At 69.6% G+C, this 24,291-nt stretch carries 24 protein-coding genes; 14 read left to right on the top strand and 10 right to left on the bottom strand.

Going from position 1 to position 24,291, the window contains the following annotated elements:
* The 7 genes from nadC to ACWDZ6_RS23120 all read left to right on the top strand — a co-directional run bounded on the left by nadC (window position 1) and on the right by ACWDZ6_RS23120 (window position 4,230).
* On the top strand, window positions 1–1,029 hold the full coding sequence (nadC, locus tag ACWDZ6_RS23150; RefSeq protein ID WP_451504343.1) for a carboxylating nicotinate-nucleotide diphosphorylase: 1,029 nt from the start codon (window positions 1–3) through the stop codon (window positions 1,027–1,029).
* Window positions 1,029–1,826: a type III pantothenate kinase gene (locus ACWDZ6_RS23145; RefSeq protein WP_389179517.1), complete on the top strand. Its 798-nt coding sequence runs from the start codon at window positions 1,029–1,031 to the stop codon at window positions 1,824–1,826. The genes nadC and ACWDZ6_RS23145 overlap by 1 nt, the downstream gene beginning before the upstream one ends.
* Window positions 1,827–1,933: 107 nt before the next feature.
* Window positions 1,934–2,533, top strand: coding sequence for a hypothetical protein (locus tag ACWDZ6_RS23140; protein ID WP_451504397.1), 600 nt, complete (start codon window positions 1,934–1,936; stop codon window positions 2,531–2,533).
* Window positions 2,534–2,548: 15 nt separating this feature from the next.
* Complete coding sequence (locus tag ACWDZ6_RS23135) at window positions 2,549–2,722, top strand: hypothetical protein (protein WP_326651687.1); 174 nt, start codon at window positions 2,549–2,551, stop codon at window positions 2,720–2,722.
* A 102-nt stretch (window positions 2,723–2,824) separates the two neighbouring features.
* The gene (locus tag ACWDZ6_RS23130) at window positions 2,825–3,220 is read left to right on the top strand and encodes a BlaI/MecI/CopY family transcriptional regulator (RefSeq protein WP_326651688.1); all 396 of its coding nucleotides are present in this window, start codon (window positions 2,825–2,827) and stop codon (window positions 3,218–3,220) included.
* Window positions 3,221–3,229: 9 nt separating this feature from the next.
* A complete protein-coding gene (locus ACWDZ6_RS23125) occupies window positions 3,230–3,751 on the top strand; it encodes an amino-acid N-acetyltransferase (protein ID WP_326651689.1) in 522 nt (173 codons plus the stop codon).
* A 143-nt stretch (window positions 3,752–3,894) separates the two neighbouring features.
* A complete protein-coding gene (locus ACWDZ6_RS23120; RefSeq protein ID WP_351458361.1) occupies window positions 3,895–4,230 on the top strand; it encodes a histone-like nucleoid-structuring protein Lsr2 in 336 nt (111 codons plus the stop codon).
* Here the strand turns inward: ACWDZ6_RS23120 and ACWDZ6_RS23115 are convergent.
* On the bottom strand, window positions 4,209–4,787 hold the full coding sequence (locus tag ACWDZ6_RS23115) for an SCO3374 family protein (RefSeq protein WP_451504342.1): 579 nt from the start codon (window positions 4,785–4,787) through the stop codon (window positions 4,209–4,211). The genes ACWDZ6_RS23120 and ACWDZ6_RS23115 overlap by 22 nt on opposite strands.
* Before the next feature lie 432 nt (window positions 4,788–5,219).
* Between ACWDZ6_RS23115 and ACWDZ6_RS23110 the strand changes: the two genes are divergently transcribed.
* Window positions 5,220–7,745, top strand: a complete 2,526-nt coding sequence (locus tag ACWDZ6_RS23110) for an ATP-dependent Clp protease ATP-binding subunit (protein WP_326651694.1) — start codon at window positions 5,220–5,222, stop codon at window positions 7,743–7,745.
* Between the two features lie 83 nt (window positions 7,746–7,828).
* Here ACWDZ6_RS23110 and dacB read toward each other — a convergent pair whose 3' ends face one another.
* On the bottom strand, window positions 7,829–9,427 hold the full coding sequence (gene dacB / locus ACWDZ6_RS23105; protein WP_451504341.1) for a D-alanyl-D-alanine carboxypeptidase/D-alanyl-D-alanine endopeptidase: 1,599 nt from the start codon (window positions 9,425–9,427) through the stop codon (window positions 7,829–7,831).
* A 537-nt stretch (window positions 9,428–9,964) separates the two neighbouring features.
* On the opposite strand from dacB, the gene ACWDZ6_RS23100 reads away from it, so the two are divergent.
* On the top strand, window positions 9,965–10,648 hold the full coding sequence (locus ACWDZ6_RS23100; RefSeq protein ID WP_451504340.1) for a M23 family metallopeptidase: 684 nt from the start codon (window positions 9,965–9,967) through the stop codon (window positions 10,646–10,648).
* 26 nt (window positions 10,649–10,674) lie between these two features.
* On the opposite strand, the gene ACWDZ6_RS23095 is transcribed toward ACWDZ6_RS23100, so the two are convergent.
* On the bottom strand, window positions 10,675–11,235 hold the full coding sequence (locus tag ACWDZ6_RS23095) for a TetR/AcrR family transcriptional regulator (RefSeq protein WP_389179530.1): 561 nt from the start codon (window positions 11,233–11,235) through the stop codon (window positions 10,675–10,677).
* 105 nt (window positions 11,236–11,340) lie between these two features.
* Between ACWDZ6_RS23095 and ACWDZ6_RS23090 the strand changes: the two genes are divergently transcribed.
* The 3 genes from ACWDZ6_RS23090 to ACWDZ6_RS23080 all read left to right on the top strand — a co-directional run bounded on the left by ACWDZ6_RS23090 (window position 11,341) and on the right by ACWDZ6_RS23080 (window position 14,015).
* Window positions 11,341–12,918, top strand: a complete 1,578-nt coding sequence (locus ACWDZ6_RS23090) for an MDR family MFS transporter (protein ID WP_451504339.1) — start codon at window positions 11,341–11,343, stop codon at window positions 12,916–12,918.
* A 185-nt stretch (window positions 12,919–13,103) separates the two neighbouring features.
* Window positions 13,104–13,508, top strand: coding sequence for a helix-turn-helix transcriptional regulator (locus ACWDZ6_RS23085; RefSeq protein ID WP_451504396.1), 405 nt, complete (start codon window positions 13,104–13,106; stop codon window positions 13,506–13,508).
* Window positions 13,509–13,568: 60 nt separating this feature from the next.
* On the top strand, window positions 13,569–14,015 hold the full coding sequence (locus ACWDZ6_RS23080; protein ID WP_451504338.1) for a VOC family protein: 447 nt from the start codon (window positions 13,569–13,571) through the stop codon (window positions 14,013–14,015).
* A 120-nt stretch (window positions 14,016–14,135) separates the two neighbouring features.
* Here the strand turns inward: ACWDZ6_RS23080 and cseC are convergent, their stop codons facing one another.
* The 5 genes from cseC to ACWDZ6_RS23055 form a co-directional block, all read right to left on the bottom strand.
* Window positions 14,136–15,458, bottom strand: a complete 1,323-nt coding sequence (cseC, locus tag ACWDZ6_RS23075) for a two-component system sensor histidine kinase CseC (protein ID WP_451504337.1) — start codon at window positions 15,456–15,458, stop codon at window positions 14,136–14,138.
* Window positions 15,455–16,159: a two-component system response regulator CseB gene (gene cseB / locus ACWDZ6_RS23070; RefSeq protein WP_366731268.1), complete on the bottom strand. Its 705-nt coding sequence runs from the start codon at window positions 16,157–16,159 to the stop codon at window positions 15,455–15,457. Before cseB ends, cseC begins: the two co-directional genes overlap by 4 nt.
* A 12-nt stretch (window positions 16,160–16,171) precedes the next feature.
* Entirely contained in the window at window positions 16,172–16,843 is a 672-nt protein-coding gene (locus ACWDZ6_RS23065; RefSeq protein ID WP_389179542.1) for a hypothetical protein, read from the bottom strand.
* Window positions 16,831–17,397, bottom strand: coding sequence for a SigE family RNA polymerase sigma factor (locus tag ACWDZ6_RS23060; RefSeq protein WP_451504336.1), 567 nt, complete (start codon window positions 17,395–17,397; stop codon window positions 16,831–16,833). The genes ACWDZ6_RS23065 and ACWDZ6_RS23060 overlap by 13 nt, the downstream gene beginning before the upstream one ends.
* Before the next feature lie 195 nt (window positions 17,398–17,592).
* Complete coding sequence (locus ACWDZ6_RS23055; protein WP_351458337.1) at window positions 17,593–18,507, bottom strand: HhH-GPD family protein; 915 nt, start codon at window positions 18,505–18,507, stop codon at window positions 17,593–17,595.
* Window positions 18,508–18,892: 385 nt separating this feature from the next.
* Between ACWDZ6_RS23055 and ACWDZ6_RS23050 the strand changes: the two genes are divergently transcribed.
* Complete coding sequence (locus tag ACWDZ6_RS23050) at window positions 18,893–19,684, top strand: hypothetical protein (protein WP_451504335.1); 792 nt, start codon at window positions 18,893–18,895, stop codon at window positions 19,682–19,684.
* 29 nt (window positions 19,685–19,713) lie between these two features.
* Here ACWDZ6_RS23050 and disA read toward each other — a convergent pair whose 3' ends face one another.
* Window positions 19,714–20,838: a DNA integrity scanning diadenylate cyclase DisA gene (gene disA / locus ACWDZ6_RS23045; protein WP_451504334.1), complete on the bottom strand. Its 1,125-nt coding sequence runs from the start codon at window positions 20,836–20,838 to the stop codon at window positions 19,714–19,716.
* Window positions 20,839–20,882: 44 nt separating this feature from the next.
* Complete coding sequence (radA, locus tag ACWDZ6_RS23040; RefSeq protein WP_451504333.1) at window positions 20,883–22,337, bottom strand: DNA repair protein RadA; 1,455 nt, start codon at window positions 22,335–22,337, stop codon at window positions 20,883–20,885.
* Window positions 22,338–22,602: 265 nt separating this feature from the next.
* On the opposite strand from radA, the gene ACWDZ6_RS23035 reads away from it, so the two are divergent.
* Entirely contained in the window at window positions 22,603–24,261 is a 1,659-nt protein-coding gene (locus ACWDZ6_RS23035; RefSeq protein WP_451504332.1) for a BACON domain-containing protein, read from the top strand.
* Window positions 24,262–24,291: the final 30 nt, after the last annotated feature.

The raw sequence follows: 24,291 nt of genomic DNA, 5'->3' as shown, positions 1-24,291 counted from the left end.
GTGAGCACGCCCGAAGAACGTCCGCGTCCCGTGGACGTACCGCTGATCCAGATCGGCGCACCCGCAGCGGCCCCGGCGGGCGGCTGCGGAGATGCCTGCGGCTGCTCCGCCGGCGAGGAGGGTTACGACGACCTGGAGTGCGGCCTCGACCCCGGCCTCGCGCAGCTTCTGCTCGACGAGGGCCTCGACCCCGTACAGGTCGAGGACATCGCCCACCTCGCCATCAGCGAGGATCTCGACGGCGGCGTGGATGTGACGACGGTGGCGACCGTCCCCGCGGACGCCGTCGCCACCGGCGACTTCACCGCCCGCGAGGCCGGTACGGTCGCCGGCCTGCAGATCGCCGAGGCGATCCTGTCCATCGTCTGCACCGACGAGTTCGAGGTGGAGCGACACGTCGAGGACGGTGACCGCGTCGAAGCAGGCCAGAAGCTGCTGTCCGTCACCACCAACACCCGTGACCTGCTCACCGGCGAGCGCAGCGCGCTCAACGTGCTGTGCCGCCTCTCCGGCATCGCGACCGCGACCCGTGCCTGGGCCGACGTGCTCGAAGGCACCAAGGCCAGGGTCCGCGACACCCGCAAGACCACCCCGGGCCTGCGTGCGCTGGAGAAGTACGCGGTGCGCTGCGGTGGCGGCGTCAATCACCGCATGTCGCTGTCCGACGCCGCGCTCGTCAAGGACAACCACGTGGTGGCGGCGGGTGGCGTCGCGCAGGCGTTCAAGGCCGTACGGGAGCAGTTCCCGGACCTCGCCATCGAGGTCGAGGTGGACACCATGCACCAGGTCCGCGAAGTCCTCGACGCGGGCGCGGACCTGATCCTGCTGGACAACTTCACCCCGGCCGAGACCGAGGAGGCCGTCGCGCTCGTCGCGAGCCGTGCCGCGCTCGAGTCCTCCGGCCGCCTCACCCTCGAGACCGCCCGTTCGTACGCCGAGACGGGCGTCGACTACCTCGCGGTGGGCGCGCTGACGCACTCCTCCTCGATCCTCGACATCGGCCTCGACCTGCGCGAGGCAGGCGTCTGATGCTGCTCACGATCGACGTCGGCAACACCCATACCGTCCTCGGCCTGTTCGACGGTGAGGAGATCGTCGAGCACTGGCGCATCTCCACCGACGCCCGCCGCACCGCCGACGAACTCGCCGTCCTGCTCCAGGGCCTGATGGGCATGCACCCGCTGCTCGGAGACGAACTGGGCGACGGCATCGAGGGCATCGCGATCTGCTCCACCGTTCCTTCCGTCCTGCACGAGCTGCGCGAGGTGACCCGCCGCTACTACGGCGACGTCCCGGCCGTCCTCGTCGAGCCCGGAATCAAGACCGGTGTACCGATCCTGATGGACAACCCCAAGGAGGTGGGCGCGGACCGCATCATCAACGCGGTCGCCGCCGTCGACCTCTACGGCGGCCCGGCGATCGTCGTCGACTTCGGTACGGCCACGACCTTCGATGCCGTCAGCGCGCGCGGCGAGTACGCGGGCGGTGTGATCGCGCCCGGCATCGAGATCTCCGTCGAGGCGCTCGGCGTCAAGGGCGCCCAGCTCCGCAAGATCGAACTGGCCCGCCCGCGCAGCGTGATCGGCAAGAACACCGTCGAGGCCATGCAGTCCGGCATCGTGTACGGCTTCGCGGGCCAGGTCGACGGTGTCGTAGGACGGATGAAGGTCGAGCTCGCCGACGACCCGGACGACGTGACCGTGATCGCGACCGGCGGTCTGGCCCCGATGGTGCTCGGCGAGTCCTCCGCGATCGACGAGCACGAGCCCTGGCTGACGCTGATCGGTCTGCGTCTGGTCTACGAGCGGAACGTCTCCCGTATGTGAGCCCGGCGCGGTACTCCGCCGCGCCGGAACTCATCGCATTAACCAGATTTTGTCCCTTTGGCACGTATCGTCGGCCCATGCCCACGCCATACGGACCCCGCGGCGGAATGGCGTTCGGCGCAGACGAGCTGCGTGTGCTCCGACGTGCCCTCGCCGTCGCCCTCCACCCTGCCCTTCTCGCCGACGAGGACATCCAGGACTGTCTGCGTCTGGCCGATTCCGTGGACGAGGCGGTCCGCGAGGCGGGCCGGCTGCGAGCGTTCCTCCACGCCGACCTCGCCCGCTACCGCGCAGCGCTTCCCGGCTCCGCCGCGGGCTATCTGGAGCTCCTCCAGGACGCCCTGGCGGGCGGCTACGACCCCCGCCCAGAGGATCTGGCCGCGCTGCGCACCCTGCGCGGCTCACCGGCCGGTGCCGCCGTGCTGCACCGCTGCCAGATGCTCGCCGAAGCGTCGGTACGGGCCCGGCTGGCCGGCCGCCCGGTCGAGGCCGCACCCTCACCCGCCGCCCCGGCCCCGCGCACCCGTCTGCTGGCGCTCCCCGGCGGCCGCGCCGCCGCCGACGAACCGAAGCCGCAGCAGAAGCCGCAGCAGAAACCGCAGCCCAAGGCGCCGGTGCCCGCCGACCGCCCGGTCCCGAAGCCCTCCGAGGCCTTCCCGCCGCGTCGCAAGCCCGTGCCCCCACCGGAACAGCTGGCCGCCGGATAGCTACTCTTGGGTGTCATGGACTACGTATCCGCGCTCCTGCCCCCCGTGGTGATGGCCGCCTTCTTCATCGGCCTGGTCGTGACGATCGTCAAGAGCCAGGGTGGCCCGAACAAGGCCAAGGAGGACGCGATCGTGGACGCCGCGCTCGCTCGCGCGGAGTCGACGCAGCAGGCCGTCCGCGGCGACTGAGGCGCGCCTCGGCATCGAGGACGTACGGGCGATTTACACCCGTACGTCCTTTTTGTTACGTCAATAACCAGCCATTCCGACATCTCCGACTATGGTGGCGCTGTGCCCCGCCAATTGGGAGAGCTGGAAGACGCCGTCATGACACGCGTCTGGCAATGGAACCGGCCGGTCACGGTCCGGGAAGTCCTCGAAGACCTTCAGCAGGAACGGTCCATCGCCTACACCACCGTCATGACGGTAATGGACAATCTCCATCAGAAGGGCTGGGTCCGCAGGGAAGTCGAAGGCCGCGCCTATCGATATACGGCGGTCTCCACCCGCGCCGCCTACTCGGCCGCACTCATGAACGAAGCCTGGTCCAAGAGTGACAACCCCGCGGCCGCACTTGTCGCCTTCTTCGGCATGATGTCGCCCGAGCAGCGTGAAGCTCTCCTTGCCGCCGTCCGCATCGTTCAGGGCGACGAGGCCGCCGACGGTGGGACAGCGCAGGGGCGATAGCGTCGGGCCATGCCTTATGCCGCAGCAAATGCCATCACCGTCCGGCGGGCCAGGACCAGCGATGTGCCGTCGGTCCGTCGACTCGTCGACCCGTACGTGAGTGAAGGCATCCTGCTCGACAAAGCAACGGTGACGCTTTACGAAGCCATCCAGGAGTTCTGGGTCGCGGAACGCGACGAGGATGCCGAGGTGGTCGGCTGCGGTGCACTGCATGTCATCTGGGAAGACCTGGCCGAAGTGCGCACTCTCGCGGTGGATCCCGCGTTCAAGGGCACCGGCATCGGCCATCACGTGCTCGACAAGCTGTTGCAGACCGCTCGCCGGCTCGGAGTGAGCAAAGTTTTCTGCCTCACCTTCGAAGTCGACTTCTTCGGGAAGCACGGCTTCGTCGAGATCGGTGAGACACCGGTCGACGGAGATGTCTACAGCGAGCTGCTGCGTTCCTATGACGAGGGCGTCGCCGAGTTCCTCGGGCTCGAACGAGTGAAGCCGAACACCCTGGGCAACAGTCGGATGCTTCTGCACCTGTGATCGCCACTAGAAGCGGATCCCTATGTCCGAATCGCGCACGTTTCCCGCGTTCTTGAGGTTCTGAACCTCTGCCAAGGGTTTGTGTTTTCCAGGGAAAAGCGGTTTCCTTTCCGCGTACTGCATTTTCGATGAAAGGAAATCCGGTGGCACAGAAGGTTCAGGTCCTTCTTGTCGATGACCTCGACGGCGGCGAGGCGGACGAGACCGTGACGTTCGCTCTGGACGGCAAGACCTACGAGATCGACCTCACCACCGCCAATGCGGACAAGCTCCGTGGTCTGCTCGAGCCGTACGCAAAGAGTGGCCGGCGTACCGGCGGCCGTGCCGCGGCCGGTCGGGGCAAGGCGCGCGCGGCGGCCGGCGGCAACAAGGACACCGCCGAAATCCGCGCCTGGGCCAAGGCGAACGGCTTCGAGGTCAACGATCGCGGCCGCGTCCCGGCCACGGTGCGTGAGGCTTACGAGAAGGCCAACGGCTGAGTATTCGTATGCGGCGTATTCGTACGCAGCAATCGGGCCCGGTGGCACTCGGTCGCCGCTGTGTCCACGAGTCGTACGAGATCGGGGCTGATTCCCCCGCCGGACCCGGCACTGTGCCCGAATGGGGCAAGCGCCGGCAACGTCGGCTCCACCTCGCGTCCCGGCACGGGGGGCCGCAGCCATACGGCGGCCTCCCGCGAGCGGGAAAATCCGGGCGGCGGCGGGGCGGTCATCCGTCCGCCCGCGCCGATGGCGGTCAGATCGAGAGCGATCCCGCCCCACTGCAGCCAGTCGAGCAGCCCAGGCAGCTCGTCCGCGCTCCCCACGGCCACCAGAAGCCGCATTCGCTGCCCCATGAGGGCCACAGGCCCGGCGGGCCCCGTCCGGCGCAGCACAGCCGCGCCTGCGTCCGCGGGCAGCTCCAGTACGTCGAAGCGCAGCCCGGTCAGCAGCTGCACCGGGGCGCCGTCCGCCACGGCCCAGCCCAGCTCGTTCTCGTACCACTGCGCGATGCCGCCGTCGAAGGGCGCACGGGGGAGCGGGACGGTGAAGGCCATACCCCGGGAACTCCCGACCCGGCTCGAGAGTTACGCAGAGTTGATGAATGGTTGCACTCAGTGTCCGCGTCGGGGGCGTACAAGCCCATTCGAGGGCGCAAAGATGTTCGCCCGTAGCTGAGGGGAACCGGTGCGCGCTGCATGGAGTGCCAGTTCTTACGGGTAAGACATTCCTAGTGGGGAGGGGCGACACGCCTGTTTGGCCGTCTCACGTTCGCCATCGGCGTAGCGGTGACGAGGGTAACTGCCTGGCCTGCGGGAACATCGTCTCGCACCATCGAGTTGGACCAGTTGTCGGCGTTCAGCGGTCAGGAGGCCACAGACGGGTGTCGGCAGTTGGAATGAGCGGTCCCCGCTTGCGGGACTAAGCTGCGGAAGGACAGGGAGGGGACCGACCCCTTACTGCCTGACCGCTCTGAGGAGCGATTAACGATGTTCGAGAGGTTCACCGACCGTGCGCGGCGGGTTGTCGTCCTGGCTCAGGAAGAAGCCCGGATGCTCAACCACAACTACATCGGCACCGAGCACATCCTCCTGGGCCTTATCCACGAGGGTGAGGGTGTCGCCGCTAAGGCCCTGGAGAGCCTCGGGATTTCGCTCGAGGCGGTCCGCCAGCAGGTGGAGGAAATCATCGGGCAGGGCCAGCAGGCCCCGTCCGGGCACATCCCCTTCACCCCTCGTGCCAAGAAGGTCCTGGAGCTGTCGCTCCGCGAGGCCCTCCAGCTCGGCCACAACTACATCGGCACCGAGCACATCCTGCTCGGCCTGATCCGCGAGGGCGAGGGCGTCGCAGCCCAGGTCCTCGTGAAGCTGGGCGCCGATCTCAACCGGGTGCGGCAGCAGGTCATCCAGCTGCTCTCCGGTTACCAGGGCAAGGAGGCCGCCACTGCCGGCGGCCCGGCCGAGGGCACCCCCTCGACCTCGCTCGTCCTGGACCAGTTCGGCCGGAATCTCACCCAGGCCGCTCGTGAGTCCAAGCTCGACCCGGTCATCGGGCGCGAGAAGGAGATCGAGCGGGTCATGCAGGTGCTTTCCCGCCGTACGAAGAACAACCCGGTCCTCATCGGCGAGCCCGGCGTCGGCAAGACGGCGGTCGTCGAAGGCCTGGCGCAGGCCATCGTCAAGGGCGAGGTGCCCGAGACCCTCAAGGACAAGCACCTCTACACCCTCGACCTCGGCGCGCTGGTCGCCGGCTCCCGCTACCGCGGTGACTTCGAGGAGCGCCTGAAGAAGGTGCTCAAGGAGATCCGCACCCGCGGCGACATCATCCTGTTCATCGACGAGCTCCACACCCTGGTGGGTGCGGGTGCCGCCGAGGGCGCGATCGACGCCGCCAGCATTCTCAAGCCGATGCTGGCCCGCGGTGAGCTGCAGACCATCGGTGCGACGACGCTCGACGAGTACCGCAAGCACCTGGAGAAGGACGCGGCCCTCGAGCGCCGCTTCCAGCCCATCCAGGTGGCGGAGCCGTCGCTGCCGCACACGATCGAGATCCTCAAGGGTCTGCGTGACCGTTACGAGGCGCACCACCGGGTCTCCATCACGGACGAGGCGCTGGTCCAGGCCGCCACCCTGGCCGACCGGTACATCTCGGACCGCTTCCTGCCGGACAAGGCGATCGACCTGATCGACGAGGCCGGCTCCCGGATGCGCATCCGCCGGATGACCGCGCCGCCGGACCTCCGCGAGTTCGACGAGAAGATCGCGGGCGTCCGCCGCGACAAGGAGTCGGCGATCGACTCCCAGGACTTCGAGAAGGCAGCTTCGCTCCGCGACAAGGAGAAGCAGCTGCTGGCGGCGAAGGCCAAGCGGGAGAAGGAGTGGAAGGCCGGCGACATGGACGTCGTCGCCGAGGTCGACGGCGAGCTGATCGCCGAGGTCCTCGCCACGGCCACCGGTATTCCTGTCTTCAAGCTGACCGAGGAAGAGTCCTCGCGGCTTCTGCGCATGGAGGACGAGCTTCATAAGCGCGTCATCGGGCAGAAGGACGCCATCAAGGCCCTCTCGCAGGCGATCCGCCGTACGCGAGCCGGTCTGAAGGACCCGAAGCGTCCCGGTGGCTCGTTCATCTTCGCCGGCCCGTCCGGTGTGGGTAAGACCGAGCTGTCCAAGACGCTCGCCGAATTCCTCTTCGGCGACGAGGACGCACTGATCTCCCTCGACATGTCGGAGTTCAGCGAGAAGCACACGGTTTCCCGTCTCTTCGGTTCCCCGCCCGGATATGTGGGTTACGAAGAAGGCGGACAGCTCACCGAGAAGGTGCGCCGGAAGCCGTTCTCCGTCGTCCTCTTCGACGAGGTCGAGAAGGCCCATCCCGATATCTTCAATTCCCTGCTGCAGATCCTGGAGGACGGTCGTCTGACCGACTCCCAGGGCCGCGTCGTGGACTTCAAGAACACGGTCATCATCATGACGACCAACCTCGGGACCCGGGACATCTCGAAGGGCTTCAATCTGGGCTTCGCGGCTCAGGGCGACGTCAAGTCGAACTACGAGCGGATGAAGGTCAAGGTCAACGAAGAGCTGAAGCAGCACTTCCGGCCCGAGTTCCTCAACCGTGTCGACGACACGGTGGTCTTCCACCAGCTCACCGAGGAAGACATCATCCAGATCGTCGACCTCATGGTCGCCAAGGTGGATGAGCGCCTGAAGGACCGTGACATGGGCCTCGAGCTCAGCCCCACGGCCAAGTCGCTCCTCGCCAAGAAGGGCTACGACCCGGTCCTGGGCGCCCGGCCGCTGCGCCGGACGATTCAGCGCGAGATCGAGGACATCCTGTCGGAGAAGATCCTCTTCGGCGAGCTGCGCCCCGGTCACATCGTGGTCGTGGACACCGAGGGCGAGGGTGAGGAGAAGAAGTTCACCTTCCGCGGCGAGGAGAAGTCGGCACTGCCGGACGTCCCGCCGATCGAGCAGGCGGCCGGCGGAGCCGGTCCGAACCTGTCGAAGGACGCGTAGGTGTTCTGAGCAGCTGATCAGAGGGGCTGCCCCGGACCGTACAACTCGTACGGTCCGGGGCAGCCCCTTTTTCTGTCCGCGGTTCAGCAGAACTTCGGCTTGAGCCAGGAGCATTCGAGGTCGCCCGGTGGCTCGGTGGCGCGCGCGGCCTTCGGCGGTACGGCGGTGATCGTGCCGTGCGCCGTGTCGGACGAGGCGAGCGTGACGACGATCGCGTCCTCGATGCTCTTCACCGAAGAGGCCAGATAGTTGTTGAGGACGACGCTGTAGACGAGCTCACGCCCGCCGGTGTCCGTGACGTATCCCGAGAGGGCCGATGCGCCCGTCAACGAGCCTGTCTTGCCACGGGCGTTGAGAGCGGCGGGCGTGGCGCACATCCGGGAGCGGAGGGTGCCGCCTACGGCGCGGTCCGGATTGCAGGCGACCGGCAGGGACGCGTACCACTCGGCGTACCAGGGTGCGCCCCGTACGGACAGCAGCAGCGTGGCGAGCTGTTCGGCCGGGAAGAGGTTCATCCGGGTCAGACCCGAGCCGTCGAACTGGCGGATGGTGGTGGTCTTCACGCCCTCCTTCTCCAGATAGCCGCGGATGGCTGCCAGTCCGGCGTCCCAGGTGCCGCGGCCCGACGTCTCGTAGCCGATCGTCTTGGTCAGCGTCTCGGCGTGCATGTTGTTGGAGAGCTTCATGAACGGGAGCAACAGCTCCTTGAGCGGCATGGAGCTGTGCGAGGCGAGGAGCGTGGCGCCGGGCGGGGTGGGGCGGCCCGTGCGGGGACCGCCGGTGAGGCGTACGCCGTGCCGGCCGAGCGCGTCGGAGAAGACCGCGGCGGCATAACCGGTCGGCTCCCAGACGGTCACCCACTCCTTGGTGGCGCTCGCGCCGACCGGGATGTTCCCGCTGACGGTGATCGTGTCGGTGCCGTGCTGCCGCTCCACGGCGAGGGTGTCGGCCTGGCCGGCCGGGACGGTGGTGCCGCGGATGTCGAGGCGTACGTAGCCGGTCGGCGGGGTGAGCTTGACCTGCGGCTTGTCTCCGGGCTCGGCGCCCGGGAGCGCCTCGACGATGACCGTGCCGGAGTCGTAGTCGGTGTCGGGCGCGACGGTGAGTGGCGAGATCTGTGCGGAGTAGTACGAGGATTCGTCGTCAGCGGCCCAGGAACGGCCCAGGCGCTGGGTGTCGAAGCGGGTGTCGTCGGCGACGAGGCGGCCGGTGACGCGCGTGATGCCCGAAGCGGCGAGATCGGCGGCGAGCCGGTCGTAGTTCACGGCGAGGGTGGTGGGGTCGCCGCCGCCGCGCAGATAGAGGTCGCCGCGGAGGACGGAACCGTGGCGGCTGCCGGTGGAGAGGACGTCGGTACGGAAGCGGTAGCCGGGTCCGAGCAGCGCCATGGCGGCGGTGGAGGTGGCGAGCTTGGTGTTGGAGGCGGGCATCAGGCGGTCGGTGGCGTCCCGCTGGTAGAGCCGCTCCCCCGTGGCGGCGTCGGCGATCACCACGCTCGCGGCTCCGCCGTCCATGCGGGCGTCCGCGAGGATCTTGTCGATGGCGCCCTTGAGTCCGGTGTCGGAGGGGCCCGCCCCGGCAGGCGCGCTCCAGGTGAGTGTGCAGACGAGCCCGATGACGACGGGCCAGATCCAGCCGTGGCGCTTCAGGCGCCGGTCAGTGTGAATCACGGGTCTACTCATGGCACAGGAGCATCCCGGAGGGCCGGGTCGGCGGGAAGGACGCGGATCGGCCGTGTGAGACCGGCTTACAGGTGCTTATTTAGGGCGAAAGAGGCATTTCCGACTCGGGAGTTGGTGTGTCGTGGGCAACATTCCAGGGCCCGCACCGGCGCCGGGTCCGTGACAAGCCACACACGCCCATCCGGCCCTACTAGCCGCAATAGGAGCACGGTTCGGCTCCCGGCGGGGGTCTTCGGTCCGGGCCGTGGCGGGAGTTTCGGCACGTCGGTCGGAGAGTGGCGCTCATCCGTGCTCTATGGCGGCCCCGCTCGGCTTGTATATGCGGTTAAACCTCCGCCTATGGGGATATTTGAGCCTCTCTCCGGCAGAGATCCCGATCAGTCCTGGAAGGTGTCAAGAGTCTGATTTGCGGCGCTATGACTACGACGCAATGTCGTAGATGGGGGGTTTGAGTGGAAGTGGGCGCATCGGCTACCAAGGGATGGCCAGCCCGGTGCGAGTGCGCCGGGTCCGTTCATGCCCGGAGGTTCACCCCGTATGTCGAAGAGCGTCATCAACCACCGTCTCCGCCCGTCCGTGCTCCGTACCCGTGGTGCCGTCGTGGCTGCCGGAATCGGCGCCGTGATGGTCGTCGGAGCCGGTGCGGGTGTCGCCTCCGCCGATGCGGGCAGGACGGCAGTCGCGAATCCCGCCATTGCCGTGGCCGCCCAGGCCGGCGCACCCGCCAAGGCCACCGCGAACGCGAAGGCCGTCAAGGTCGCCGCGGCGAAGGCCGTCAAGGCCAAGCCCGCCAAGAAGGCCGTCGCCTGGGTCAAGCCCGTCACCGGCTACACGCTGTCCGCGAGCTTCAACCAGGGCGGCGCCATGTGGTCGCACAAGCACTCCGGCCAGGACTTCGCCGTCCCGGTCGGCACCCAGGTCAAGGCCGCCCACGGCGGTGTCGTCGTGAAGGCCGGTCCGAACGGCGGCGGCGACGGTTCCGCGTACGGCAACGCCATCGTGATCAAGCACGCCAACGGCAACTACTCGCAGTACGCCCACCTGTCGAAGATCGATGTCAGCGCCGGCCAGACGGTGAAGACGGGCCAGGACATCGCCCGGTCCGGCAACACCGGTAACTCCTCGGGCCCGCACCTGCACTTCGAGATCCGTACGACCCCGGACTACGGCTCCGCGGTCAACCCGATGGCCTTCCTGCGTGCCGCCGGCGTCACCGTCTGACCACACCGCACCAGCGGCTCCCGGCGTCAGCCCGTGACGCCGTGAGCCTGGCTCACCAGATCGATGGCGACCTCGAGGACGGCCTTGCGCTTGTCCTCCTGGTCGCCTTCGACGTCCTTGAGCACGAACATTCCGGCGTGCATCGTGAAGAGCGCGCTGATGCAGCGGACCTGGTCGGCCAGAGCGGCCTCCGGGTCCTTGATGAGCTCGAGCATCACCAGCATGCGGTCCTTGAAGGTCTCGCCGATGCTCAGATCGCGCATCGTCGCCTGGTTCTCCTGCATGAAGCGGAAGAGCGGGGCGGCGCCGACGAGCGCCTCGCTGTACCGGCGCAGGATCTCCTGTTTTGTCTCCAGGGTGTGCGGCTGGGCCTGCGCCCACTCGATCAGCTCGTCCATCGGCCTGGTGAGGTCCTGGAACAGGCTGATCAGGATGTCTTCCTTGGTCTTGAAGTGGTAGTACAGCGCCGCCTTGGTGACCTCGAGCCTCTCGGCGATCTCGCGCAGCGACGTCTTCTCGTAACCCTGCTCGGCGAAGAGCTCCAGGGCCACGTCCTGGATGCGCTGGCGGGTGTTGCCTCTGGCCATGTCGGCTCTCCTGAGAACTTACTTGACGCCCGGCTAGTTACGGGTCTACCTTCCCCAGTGTAGTCAACTAGCCGGGCGGCAAGTAAGTGTCGGGGAGTGGGAACGATGGCCGGTAGAGCGAACGTCGGGAAACAGCAGGGCGCCGAGGCTCAACCTCAGCCGCGCAGCGTGCGGGTCGTGATCCTGGCGCTCATGATCGCGATGCTGCTGGCCATGCTCGACAACATGATCGTCGGAACCGCGATGCCGACCATCGTCGGCGAGCTCGGCGGGCTCGAGCATCTGTCCTGGGTGGTCACCGCGTACACCCTGGCCACCGCCGCCTCCACCCCGATCTGGGGGAAGCTCGGCGACATGTACGGGCGGAAGGGCGTCTTCCTCACCGCCATAGTGCTCTTCCTGATCGGCTCGGCACTGAGCGGTATGGCCCAGGACATGGGGCAACTGATCGGCTTCCGCGCCGTCCAGGGACTGGGTGCGGGCGGCCTGATGGTCGGCGTGATGGCGATCATCGGAGATCTGGTACCGCCGCGAGAGCGCGGCAAGTACCAGGGCATGATGGCCGCCGTGATGGCAATCGCCATGATCGGCGGACCGCTGGCCGGCGGAACCATCACTGACCACCTCGGCTGGCGCTGGAGCTTCTACATCAACCTGCCGCTGGGCGCCGTCGCGCTCGCGATGGTCACCGCCGTGCTCCATCTGCCGAAGAAGCGGACCGACGCGCGGATCGACTATCTGGGCGCAGGGCTGCTGACCCTGGGCATCACCTCCATCGTGCTGGTCACGACCTGGGGCGGCACGGAGTACGCCTGGGACTCGGCCGTGATCATGGAGCTGATCGCGATCGGCGTGGCCGCACTCACCGGCTTCGTCTTCTCCCAGACCAGGGCCGCCGAGCCGATCATGCCGCTGCACATCTTCCGCAGCCGCAACTTCACGCTGATGTCGGTGATCGGTTTCCTGACCGGCTTCGTGATGTTCGGCGCGGTGCTCTTCCTGCCGCTGTTCCAGCAATCCGTACAGGGTGCGTCGGCGACCAACTCAGGTCTGCTCCTGCTGCCGATGCTCCTGTCGATGCTCGTCGTCTCGATGATCGCGGGGCGGGTCACCACCAGCACCGGCAAGTACCGGATCTTCCCGATCATCGGTGGCGGGCTGATGATGTCGGGCCTGTTCCTGCTCTCCACCATGGACACCGAGACCTCGCGGCTGAGCTCCGGGATCTACATGGCGGTGCTCGGCGCCGGCATGGGCTTCCTGATGCAGATCACCATGCTGGTCGCGCAGAACAGCGTCGAGCTGAAGGACATGGGCGTCGCCTCCTCCGGAGCCACCCTCTTCCGTACGCTCGGCAGCTCCTTCGGCGTCGCGATCATGGGCGCGCTCTTCACCGGCCGGGTCCAGGACGAGATGGTGGCCCGGGGCGGATCACAGATCACGGAGCGCTCCGCGCAGCTGGACGCCGCGAGCCTGGCGAAGCTGCCGGACCAGGTGCGTGAGGCGTACGAGTCCGCGGTGGCGTCCGGCACGCACGCGGCCTTCCTGCTGGGGTCGGCGGTCGCGGTGCTCGGCTTCCTCGCGGCCTTCTTCGTCAAGGAGGTGCCGCTGCGTGGCGCGGGACCCGCGCCCGCGGACGAGACTTCCGGCACCGCCGAGGACAAGGTGGCCCAGACCGTCTGAGCGGCAGGGTCCGGGCTTCGCGGTTCGTACCACCTCCCCGGCCGACGGCCCCCGGTGTGCACATCCGATGTGCGCGCCGGGGGCCGTTGTCAGTGGTGCGTGCCAGCATCGGATGTGTGGAGAGCACCACTGCGGCGCCGGCGCGCCTCGCCCGTCTGCGGCAGCTGCGCCTCGCCAAGGACGCCATGGACCGCGACTGGGCCGAGCCGCTCGACCTGGACGCGGTGGCCGCCCATGCCGGTTACCCGCGTTACCACTTCGTCCGCGCCTTCAAGGCGGTGTACGGAAGGACGCCCGGCCAGTATCTGTCGCGCAGACGGATAGAGCCGGCCGAAGAGCTGCTGCGTTCGGCGAATCTGTCCGTCACCGAGATCTGCACGCTGGTCGGCTTCAGCAGCCTCGGCACCTTCTCGACCCGGTTCAAGAAGCAGACCGGGCTGACTCCGAGCGAGTACCGCGCCAGGCACGTGGGAAGGGGAGCCGCTCTCATACCGGGGTGTTACGCCCTGCTGTGGGCGGGCGGCTTTCCCGGGAAGCAGTCCGGCGGGGAGAGCCCGGGCAAGCAGCGCAATTCTGAAGAAGCCGGCTGACCGGGCCGCTGCCTACGGTGACAGGGCACACAGCACGCACCGCACTCCGAGGAGCACCTCATGATCAAGGGTCTTGCCATTTCCACCGTCTGGGTCCTGGACCAGGACCGGGCCAAGGAGTTCTACACCCAGAAGCTCGGTCTCGAGGTCCGCACCGACATGACCCTCGGTGACGGCGGGATGCGCTGGCTGACGGTCGGCGCCAAGGACCAGCCGGATGTGGAGCTGACGCTGATGGTGCCGGGTGCGCCGGCGATGGACCCGGAGGCGGCCGAGGCGATGAAGACGCTCATCAGCAAGGGAGTCATGGGCGCCGGAGTGCTGGCCACCGACGACGTCCACGGGGACTACGAGAAGCTCAAGGCCCGCGGGGTGGAGTTCCTCCAGCCGCCGCAGGAGCGTCCGTACGGCACGGAGGCGATCCTGCGCGACGACTCGGGCAACTGGTACTCCTTCACCCAGCAGCGCGAGAGCGGGCTGGACCTCGACAAGGACTGGTCCTGCTAGCCCGGTGGCCCCGGGGCCCGGTGGCGGCGCGAACAGGTAAGCCCCGAGGCCGGTGGCCCCGAGAGCGGTAGCGGTCCGATCCGGTAGCCCGGGGCCGGTGGCCGCCGGGGCCGGTGGCGGCTAGTGCGGCAGCGGCATCATCGGGAAGCTGCCGGTGTTGGTCGGCGCGTGCTCGGGCAGCCAGAGCACCGCGATCGCACCGCCGGACTGGCCCAGCGGCGTCTCGGTGCCTTCCGGTGCGGCATTGCGGAAGGTCAGCCGCGCACCGAGGACGCGGGCCTGCCCGGCCGCGATCGTCAGACCCAGGCCGTGGCCCGTGCCCGCGCGGTCGCTGGCGCCCGTACGGAAGCGGCTCGGGCCCTCGCGCAGCAGCTCCTCGGGGAAGCCGCGGCCGTGGTCCCTGACCCGCACCACGCGGCCCTCGACCGTGACCTCGATCGGCGCGGCGCCGTACTTGGCGGCGTTGGCCAGCAGATTGAAAAGGATGCGCTCGAGCCGCCGCGGATCGGTGCTGACCCAGGACTCGTGCACTACCCGGACCACCACATCGGTGTTCAGCAGCGCGATCCGGCGGCTGACGAACTCCCCGAGCGCGATCTCCTGAAGTTCGGCCCGCTCCGACGCACTGTCGAGCCTCGCCACCTCCAGTACGTCCTCGACGAGCGTGCGCATGGCCTGCGCCCGGTCCCGTACGAGCTCACTGGGACGGCCCGGCGGCAGCAGCTCGGCCGCCGTGAGCAGCCCGGTCACCGGAGTGCGCAACTCGTGCGCGATGTCCGCGGTGACGCGGCGCTCCGCCTCGATGCGCTCGTTCAGCGCGTCGGTCAGCGCGTCGACGGCGCGGGCGAGGTCGTCGGTCTCGTCGCGTACGACGCCGCCGATCGCGTCCCGTACCCGAACCCCGGTATTGCCCTGAGCGACATGGCCGGCGGCCGCGGCAGCCTTGCGCAGCCGGCGCGAGAGCTGCCCGCCGATGAGCACGCCGAGCGCGCAGCCGCCGAACACCACCGAGACCGAGCCGATGATCAGCGCCCGGTCGAGGTCCTTCATGACGGTGGCGCTGCGGCCGGCGAACTGGCTGTGCAGGGAGAGGACGTCGCCGTTGGCCAGCGGCACGGCCGCCCAGATGTCGGGCGTGCCGCGGTGCCTCTCCGCCACGTAGCTGCCGCGCCGCTTCTCCCGCATCAGCTTCTGCAGGTCCTTGGGCAGCGCGGGGTCGTTGACCTTCGTGTTGAAGCGCGGGTCCTTGTTCTTGGACGTCTCGTACCAGCGCTGCGCGAGCAGCACCCGGTCCATCTGCACATCGCGGGCGTTGTCCAGCATCGAGACGCGTGCGGCGTTGTGCACGACAAGACTCAGCGCCACGGCGATCAGCGCGCCGACGGCCGCGATCGCGATGCTGATCTTCCAGCGGACGCCGGTGCGCAGTACGAGCCGCTTCATGCCTTGAGCTTGTAGCCGAAGCCGCGGACCGTTTCGATCCGGTCCTGCCCGATCTTGGTGCGCAGCCGCTGGACATGGACGTCCACGACCCGGGTGTCGCCGCCCCAGCCGTAGTCCCAGACCCGCTCGAGCAGCTTGTCGCGAGAGAGCACGGTGCCCGGCGCGGCGGAGAACTCCAGCAGCAGCCGCATCTCGGTCGGCGTCAGCGCCACCGGCTCACCGGCCCTGCGTACCTCCATGCCCTCCGTGTCGATCTCCAGATCGCCGAAGGACAGCGCGCCCTGCTCCTGCTGCCCGGCCGGGTCGGACCCGCCGCCCGCCGGTCCGCCCGCGTGCCCGAAGCGGCGCAGCACCGCGCGGATGCGGGCCACCAGCACAGCGCCGTCGAAGGGCTTCGTCACATAGTCGTCGGCGCCGGCCTCCAGGCCGAGCACCACGTCGATCGAGTCGGCACGCGCCGACAGCATGATCACGGGCACGGTCGACTCGTCCCGGATACGGCGGCACAGGCTCACCCCGTCCAGGCCCGGGACCATCACATCGAGCAGCGCTATGTCCGGCCGGTCGGCGCGGAACGCCTCCAGGCCGAGCAGCCCGTCGGGCATCGCGGTGACCACGAAGCCGTCACGCTCCAGCGCGAGCTGGGTCGCCTCACGGATGACGTCGTCGTCCTCGACGAAGAGGACATGGGTCTCGGCCATCCTGCTGCTGCCTCAGTTCTCGCTCGTTGTGGCTGGGTCAGGTGCGACTGCCTCGCCCTCACCGACTGTTCTGCTGAACTCGTTGCGTACCCAGTACTGCTGGGCGAATTTGCCGCCCGACCAGCGGTATGTGGTCACTTCCTCGCCGGACGGCTCGGTCACCGGGTCGCCCTTGGTGTACACCTGCTTGGTCACCACCAGGTCGCCCCGGTCGATCGCGGAGTACACCGCCGGTTCCTCGGCCGCAAAAACGTTCTCGTACTTGTCGCCGTTCTCGCGGTACACGTACGTGCCCATGCCGACCGCGTCCCCGCACGTCAGCACATTGACGACGACATCGGGCGAGGTCCCGCCGGTGAGGTTCCCGTACGAGGTGTCCACAGGGTACGAGTCCCGGCCGCACGGCTTGAGGTCGGCCTTGACCCGCTCGCTGACCTTCGGGTCGCTCATGATCAGCTTCACCGCGTTGACGCTCTCGGGCTTCCGCGCGGCGCTGCCGGAGGGCGTGACCGGCGAGGGGGTGGTCTTGGCCGCCGCATCGGCATGGGCCGCGCCCTCGTCCTGCACGCCGGAGCCGCCCGTGGAGCAGGCGACGGTGAACAGGCCGACGGCGGCGAGCCCGGCCACCGCCGCGCCGCTCGCCGCCCTTGCCCTGCTGCCGCTTCTGCCTGTCAGGCCGCGCACCGCTCCTGCCCCCGTTCGTCATGCTCACGCCGCACCTCGGCCCGCTCAAGGGCGTGGGCGTCCAGGTCCCGGCTCTCCAGCTCCTGGCGGAGCCGGGCGAGCGCCCGGTGCAGTGTGCTCTTCACCGTACCGGCCGACATACCGAGTGCGGCAGCCGTCTCTTCGGTGCTCATCTGCTCCCAGTGTCGCAGCACCACGACGCTGCGCTGCTTGGGCGCCAGCACCTTCAGAATGTCCATCAGCAGGGCGCGGTCCGCGCGCTGCTCAGTGCCGTCCTCGACACTCGCGTCGGGCAGCTGCTCGGTCGGGACCTCTTCGAGCTTGCGGGCGCGCCACCACTCCGTACGCGTATTGATCATCACGCGGCGCAGGTACGCGTCGGCGAGCGACTTGTCCGCGATGCCGTCCCAGCGGCCGTACGTGCGGACCAGAGCGGTCTGCAACAGGTCCTGCGCGTCGATCGGGTCGGGGACGAGACGCCGGGCGCTGCGCAGCAGCGCCTCCTGCCGAGTGCGTACGTACTCTTCGAATTCGAGCACCTCGCCGTGCGCCATTCCAACCGCCTCCGTCCCCGTGACAAGCCACTGCATTGCCTTACGTCCCAAGAAGCTACGGAGGACTTGTCACGGCACTGTGCGGAGCAGCCGTCGGCGGGCGCACGGCCGTCCATCGGTTGTGTAACAGCGAAGGTTTCAGGTGGGGTTCGGGTGGGAAACGGCAGTGGGGCCGGTTGCGGACCGGGCGTGGGTTCAGCCGAGAGGGAGGCGGTAGACGCCGTCCTCCAAGGGCTCGACGAGGCCGTCGGCGACCAGTCCCTCCAGCGCCCGCGCCCGCTGCACCGGCTCGTGCCAGACCGCGTCCAGCGCCGCCTGTTCGACCGGAGCCACCGCCTCACGCAGTACGGCGAGGAGCTTGCCGCGCACTTGGCGGTCGGTCCCCGCGTATGTCTGGCCGCGGCGCGCCGGACCTTCGTAGGCGGGTTTCCCGGCCAGCCGCCAGGCGCACCGTTCGGCGATCGGGCAGCGCGCGCAGTCCTCGTTCTTCGCGGTGCACACCAGCGCGCCCAGCTCCATGGAGGCCGCCGCCCAGCGGGCCGCGGTCAACTCCTCCTCCGGGAGCAGTGCACGGGCCAGCTTGCGCTCGGCCGCCGTCGTCGCGGTCGGCGGGTACTGGATGCCGGTCGCGGCGCGGGCGAAGACCCGCCGGACATTGGTGTCGAGGACGGCATGCCGCTGCCCGTACGCGAAGGAGGCCACCGCGGCCGCCGTGTACTCACCGATTCCGGGCAGCGAGAGCAACTGCCCATGGTCGCTGGGTACATCGCCGCCGTGCCGCTCCGTTATCGCCTGCGCGGCCCCGTGCAGCCGCAGCGCGCGCCGCGGATAGCCGAGCCGGCCCCAGGCACGGACGGCCTCGCCGGGCGCCTCGGCCGCGAGATCGGCGGGGCGCGGCCAGCGGGCCAGCCACCGCTCGTACACGGGGAGCACCCGGCTGACCGGGGTCTGCTGGAGCATGAACTCGCTGACCATCACACCCCAGGCGCCGGCCTCGGGGCGGCGCCAGGGGAGGTCGCGGGCGTTCTTGTCGAACCAGGCGATGACGGGGGCGTGGAGGGAGGCCGCGTCGGACGTGGCGATGGCGGGGTCTGCGGTGGTGTCAGTCATGGCACTCCGATCCTGGCACGTGATGGCTACCGGACGGTGCTTACGCTCCGGGCGGCCGCCGCCTGTCGGCAGCGGCCCGGTCCGGCGGACCGGACCACGAAGCCCGTACGGCTCGTACGTAGGGTGACCGTCGCCCACGCCCGCCGGGTGGCGGGAGGGTGAAGAGGAACGCCACCGCGACCGTGGATGCCGCGGGTGACGCTGTCGATGGTCACGGACCGTACCCGTCGCGCGCAGACGGTCACCCACAGCGACCGTTCGGAGCACACCCTGATGAACGCCGGCGCCGGGGGCCGGTCCGTCCGGGATGATGATCCGTGGAACTTACCGAGTCGGGCGGCGGGTGGGGCGGGAGTTGGACCGGATCTCTCGTAGAGTTTGGGCCGTGGGATCTCTGCGCAATCCGATCGGGCCGCTCCCCTCCTCCATCTACTGGCGGCGGAGGGCAGTCGCGGCGTCTTTGATCGCGCTCCTCGCGCTGCTGATCGCATGGGCCCTCAGTTCCGGTGGCGGCAAAGGGGGCAAGGCCGACGACGGCGCCAACGGCTCGACTCCCGCGCCCTCCATCACGCCCGGACCCGCCCAGTCCGGGCCCGCGATCAGTGAACAGCCCGGCGGACGCGACGAGTCGGGCGACACCGGCGGTGACACCGGTGGCGACACCGAAGGTACGGACGCCGGAGCGGGCGGTGACCCGGGCAAGAACGGCGACAACGGAACGGGTGGTGCGTCCAGCGGCGGCGCGGGCGGCCAGCAGGTTCCCGCAGGCTCCAGCCTTCCCGACTGCGCCCCCGGCGCAGTGAAGTTCACGCTGCGCAGCCTCAAAGTCTCGTACGAGCCGGGGGTGAAGCCCACGTTCCAGCTGGTCGCCACCAACTCGTCGGCGACGACCTGCAAGGCGGACTTCGGCCCCAAGGCGGTCGCGCTGACGGTCACCGACGACAAGGACGACGATGTGTGGTCCTCCAAGGACTGCCCGCACACGCCGGGCAGTCTGCTGCTGAGGGTTCCGGCGGGGGCGAGCATCACGCATACCGTGGCGTGGGACCGCAGGCGGAGCGCGCCGCAGTGCGCCACGCCGCCCGCGGGGGCCGTCCCGCCCGGTACGTACCTGCTGGAAGCGGAGATCAAGGGTGCGACGGTGCTGCCTGCGTCGTTCCGCCTGGACAAGGACTGACCGGATCCGGCCCCGGCCGGGGCCGGAGGCTAGACGTACCGCTCGAGGATCGAGGACTCGGCGAGCCGTGAGAGCCCCTCGCGCACGCTGCGGGCCCGCGCCTCGCCCACGCCGTCGACCGTCTGCAGGTCGTCGACGCTGGCCGCGAGAAGCTTCTGCAGTCCGCCGAAATGCTCGACGAGCCGCTCGATGATCGCGCCGGGCAGCCGCGGCACCTTCGCCAGCAGGCGGTATCCCCGTGGCGAGACCGCGGAGTCGAGTGTTTCTGGAGCGCCGGTGTATCCCAACGCCTTCGCGACTATAGGCAGTTCGAGCAGCTCGGCGTGGGTGAGCTCATTCAGCTCGGTGAGCGCCTCGGCGACCGTACGGGACCGCTTCGCGGTCGGCTCCGGCACGTAGTCACGGACGACCAGCTCACGCTCCGGCTCCACGCCGGCGATCAACTCGTCGAGCTGGAGGGAGAGAAGGCGGCCGTCGGTGCCCAACTCCACGACGTACTCGGCGATTTCGGTGGCGATCCGGCGCACCATCTCCAGACGCTGCGCCACCGCCGTCACGTCCCGGACCGTCACCAGGTCCTCGATCTCCAGGGCGGAGAGTGTGCCCGCCACCTCGTCGAGGCGGAGCTTGTACCGCTCCAGCGTCGCGAGGGCCTGGTTGGCGCGGGAGAGGATCGCGGCCGACTCCTCCAGCACGCGGCGCTCGCCGTCCACGTACAGCGCGATCAGTCGCATGGACTGCGATACGGAGACGACCGGGAAGCCGCACTGCCGGGACACCCGGTCCGCGGTGCGGTGGCGGGTGCCGGTCTCCTCGGTGGGGATGGACGCGTCCGGGACCAGCTGCACACCGGCCCGGTGGATCTTGCCGATGTCCTTGTCGAGGATGAGCGCGCCGTCGAGCTTGCACAGCTCGCGCAGCCGCGTCGAGGTGAATTCCACATCCAGCACAAAACCGCCGGTACACATGGATTCGACCGTTTTGTCCATGCCGAGAACGAGCAGACCTCCGGTGTTGCCGCGGAGGATCCGCTCCAGGCCGTCGCGCAGGGCGGTGCCGGGAGCGACCGCGCTCAGGGCGGCGCGGATCAGCGCTTCGTTGCCGGAGCCTCCGCCGGACTTTCCGGGTGCTGATGCCCCGTCCTTGGCTGCCACTGCACTCCTCCGGCTCGTACGGATGGGCGAGACCAGGGCAAAGTCTACCGGCGCGGGTCGTCGTCCCGGGTGGCCTCCGCACGCTCTTTGCGCGGGGCCGTTACGGAGGCCCCGTCGGAAGGCCTCTGCCGCCCGCGCGGGAGCACCCTCAGTGCCTCCCCCATATCGGCCACTTCTATGACCTTCATACCGGCCGGGATCTTGCCGGGATCGGACGGTACGAGTGCGTGCGTGAAGCCGAGCCGGTGGGCTTCCGCGAGTCGGCGCTGGACGCCCGTGACCCGTCTGACCTCCCCCGCGAGGCCGACTTCGCCGATCGCGACGAGGTTCTTGGGAAGCGGAGTGTCGCTGGCGGCCGAGGCGAGCGCGAGCGCGATCGCCAGGTCCGCGGCGGGCTCGGAGAGCTTCACGCCGCCGACGGTCGCGCTGTAGATGTCGCGCTTGCCGAGCGCGGTGATCCGGCCGCGCTGCTCGAGGACCGCGAGCATCATCGACACCCGTGAGGTCTCCAGACCCGAGGTGGTGCGCCGGGGCGAGGGGATCTGCGAGTCGACGGTCAGCGCCTGCACCTCGGCGACGAGCGGTCGGCGGCCTTCCAGGGTGACCGTGAGACAGGTGCCGGGGACCGCCTCGGCCCGGCGGGTGAGGAAGAGGCCCGAGGGGTCGGCCAGGCCGGTGATGCCCTCGTCGTGCAGCTCGAAGCAGCCGACCTCGTCCGTCGTGCCGTAGCGGTTCTTGACGCCCCGTACGAGACGGAGGCGGGCGTGCCGGTCGCCCTCGAAGGACAGCACGACGTCCACCAGATGCTCGAGCAGCCGCGGTCCGGCGATCGCGCCGTCCTTGGTGACATGGCCGACCAGCAGCGTGGACATCCCGCGCTCCTTGGAGGCGCGGATCAGCGCGCCGGCGACCTCGCGGACCTGCGCCATGCCGCCGGGCGCACCGTCGATCTCCGGCGATGCGACGGTCTGTACGGAGTCGAGGATCAGCAGGGACGGCTTGACCGCGTCCAAGTGGCCGAGGACCGCGGAGAGATCGGTCTCGGCGGCGAGATAGAGGTGGTCGTGCAGGGCATGGATCCGGTCGGCGCGGAGGCGGACCTGGCTCGCGGACTCCTCGCCCGTGACGTACAGCGTCCGGTGCTCGTCGCTCGCGGCCTTGGCGGCGACGTCGAGCAGCAGCGTGGACTTGCCGACGCCCGGTTCGCCCGCGACCAGCACGACGGCGCCGGGCACCAGACCGCCGCCGAGGACACGGTCGAGCTCATCCACACCGGTGGAGCGGGCGGTCGCCTGTCGGCCGTCGACCTGGCCGATGGGGACGGCGGCGGTGGAGACGCGGCCCGCCGCGGTCGTACGGACAGCGGGCGCGCCGTACTCCTCGACCGTGCCCCAGGCCTGGCACTCGGGGCAGCGGCCGAGCCACTTGGCGGTCGTCCAGCCGCATTCTGTGCAGCGGTAGGACGGCCGGTCCTTCGCGGATTTCGTACGGGCAGCCATGCGGAGACCGTATCGGGAAGCACTGACAACGCGGTCGCCGCGGTCACCGCGGGCCACTTCCTGACGTCGATGTGTCCAGCCGCTCCGGCCATGACGGGGTGACGGCCCGGCGGCGCCGAACTCGTCGCCAACCGGCGTACGCCGGTGGTCCACTAGGGGCGGAATTAACGATTCCTGTCCCCCTTCGGGCGAACTGTTCACCCGTAAGGATTAAAAGTGTTCAAGAGGTATGAACGGGATCTCGTCCTGCGCCTACGGTCGCGACGTGACGAGCAGCAGGCTGGAACCCTCCACGCACACCACCGGCGCACATCGGGCGCACCGGCGCGCGCCCCGTTCGTCGGCGCAGCGCCCGCCCGCGCGTTATGAGCCGTATCTCGACGGCCTGTTCACCTACTGCCTCTCCGTGCTCTGCGACCACGACGCGGCGACCGGGCTCCTCGGCGACGTACTCGCCATCGCCGAGCGGCAGTACGGGCGTTGCCCGGCCGGTGAGGCCGAGCGGAAGGCATGGCTGTACGCGCTCGCGCGCTGGGCCTGTCTGCGCCGGCTGACCGAGCAGCGGCGCAAGCGGCAGGGGGCGCACGGCGGGCGCCCCGCGCGGGCCGCCGTCTCCGAGGAGGCAGGGCCGCGGGTCCCGGAGGAGACCGCGGAGCGCCGCCGCCGTGAACTGGCGCTGCTGGCCTGGCCGGAGGCGGCCGGTACGACCCCGGAGCAGCGAGAGGCCCTGGAACTGGCCGTACGGCACGGCCTCGGCGTCCGCCAGGTCGCCGCGGTTCTCGGCCTGGACGCGCTGGCGGCGCGCGAGCTGCTGGCGGCCGCGGCCTGCGAGGTGGAGCGCACCCGTGCCGCGCTCGCCGTCGTCGAGACGGGCAACTGCCCGGCCGTCGCGCGGCTCACCGACGACCACAGGGTGCTGCTCTCCGTGGCGCTCCGCCAGGAACTCGTCCGGCACGTCGACGACTGCCCGCGCTGCCGTCGCGTCGCCGAGCGCGCCGGCGCGGGCGGGCTGTGGCCGGGGTCGGCCGTCACCCCGGCCGTGCTCCCGCTGGTCACGGCGCCGCGGGCGGCCGCGTACGTCGCGATGCTGCACGTACCGCGCGCCCTCACGGGTGCGCCGCGCTTCGACTCCGGCGGCTTCCCGCTGGACCCGAAGGACTACGCGGCCCGGCGGGACCGGCTGCGGGCGCGGGTGGTGACGACCACGGTCGTGGCGACGGTCGTGGCGGCGCCGGTGCTCGCGCTGTGGGCGGCGTATCGGGGCGCGCCGCTGACAGGGGAGGGGCGGCACGGCGGAGCCTCGGTCACCGCGAGCGAGGCGGACCGGCCGGGCGGGCTGGACGGCGATCCGTACGGCCACTACGAGAACGCGGGCAACGCGCGTGCGGAACCGGACACGAGGTTCACGGCGGACAGCCGCTCGGACGTCTCGGTCGAGGTCATCAGCGCGGGCACGCCCGCGCCACCGTCCCGCCCCGGCGCCGCGGGCCCGGGCCGTCTCACGGTCGATGCGCAGCCGTCCGGTGACAGCACCCGGATCACGCTCACGGCGTCCGGCGGCTCCCCGGTGGCCTGGTCGGCCTGGACGAACGCGCCGTGGCTGTACATGAGCCGCTCCTCGGGCACGCTGAACCCGGGCGAGTCGATCACGATCTACGTCACCGTGGACCACGCGCGGGAGCCGTCGGGGCCGTGGAGCGCCCGGGTGGGGATCGACCCGTCGGGAGCGATGGTGGAGATCGACGGCTGGGGCGCGACGCACTCGCACACACCGCGGCCGCCCGACCCGACGCCGACCCCGTCGGATCCGGCCCCGACGCCGTCCGACCCGACGCCGACGCCCTCGGACCCCACCTCGGAGCCCTCGGCCTCCACCTCGCCGGACCCGACCCCCTCGGCGTCGGACTCCGCGTCCGCGCCCTGAGAGAGGGAGGCGGCAGGGACCGGCGGCAGG

Source organism: Streptomyces sp. NPDC002926 (assembly GCF_053591755.1).
Note: the sequence above shows the minus strand (reverse complement) of the source record. Positions and strands in the feature narration are given on the sequence as shown.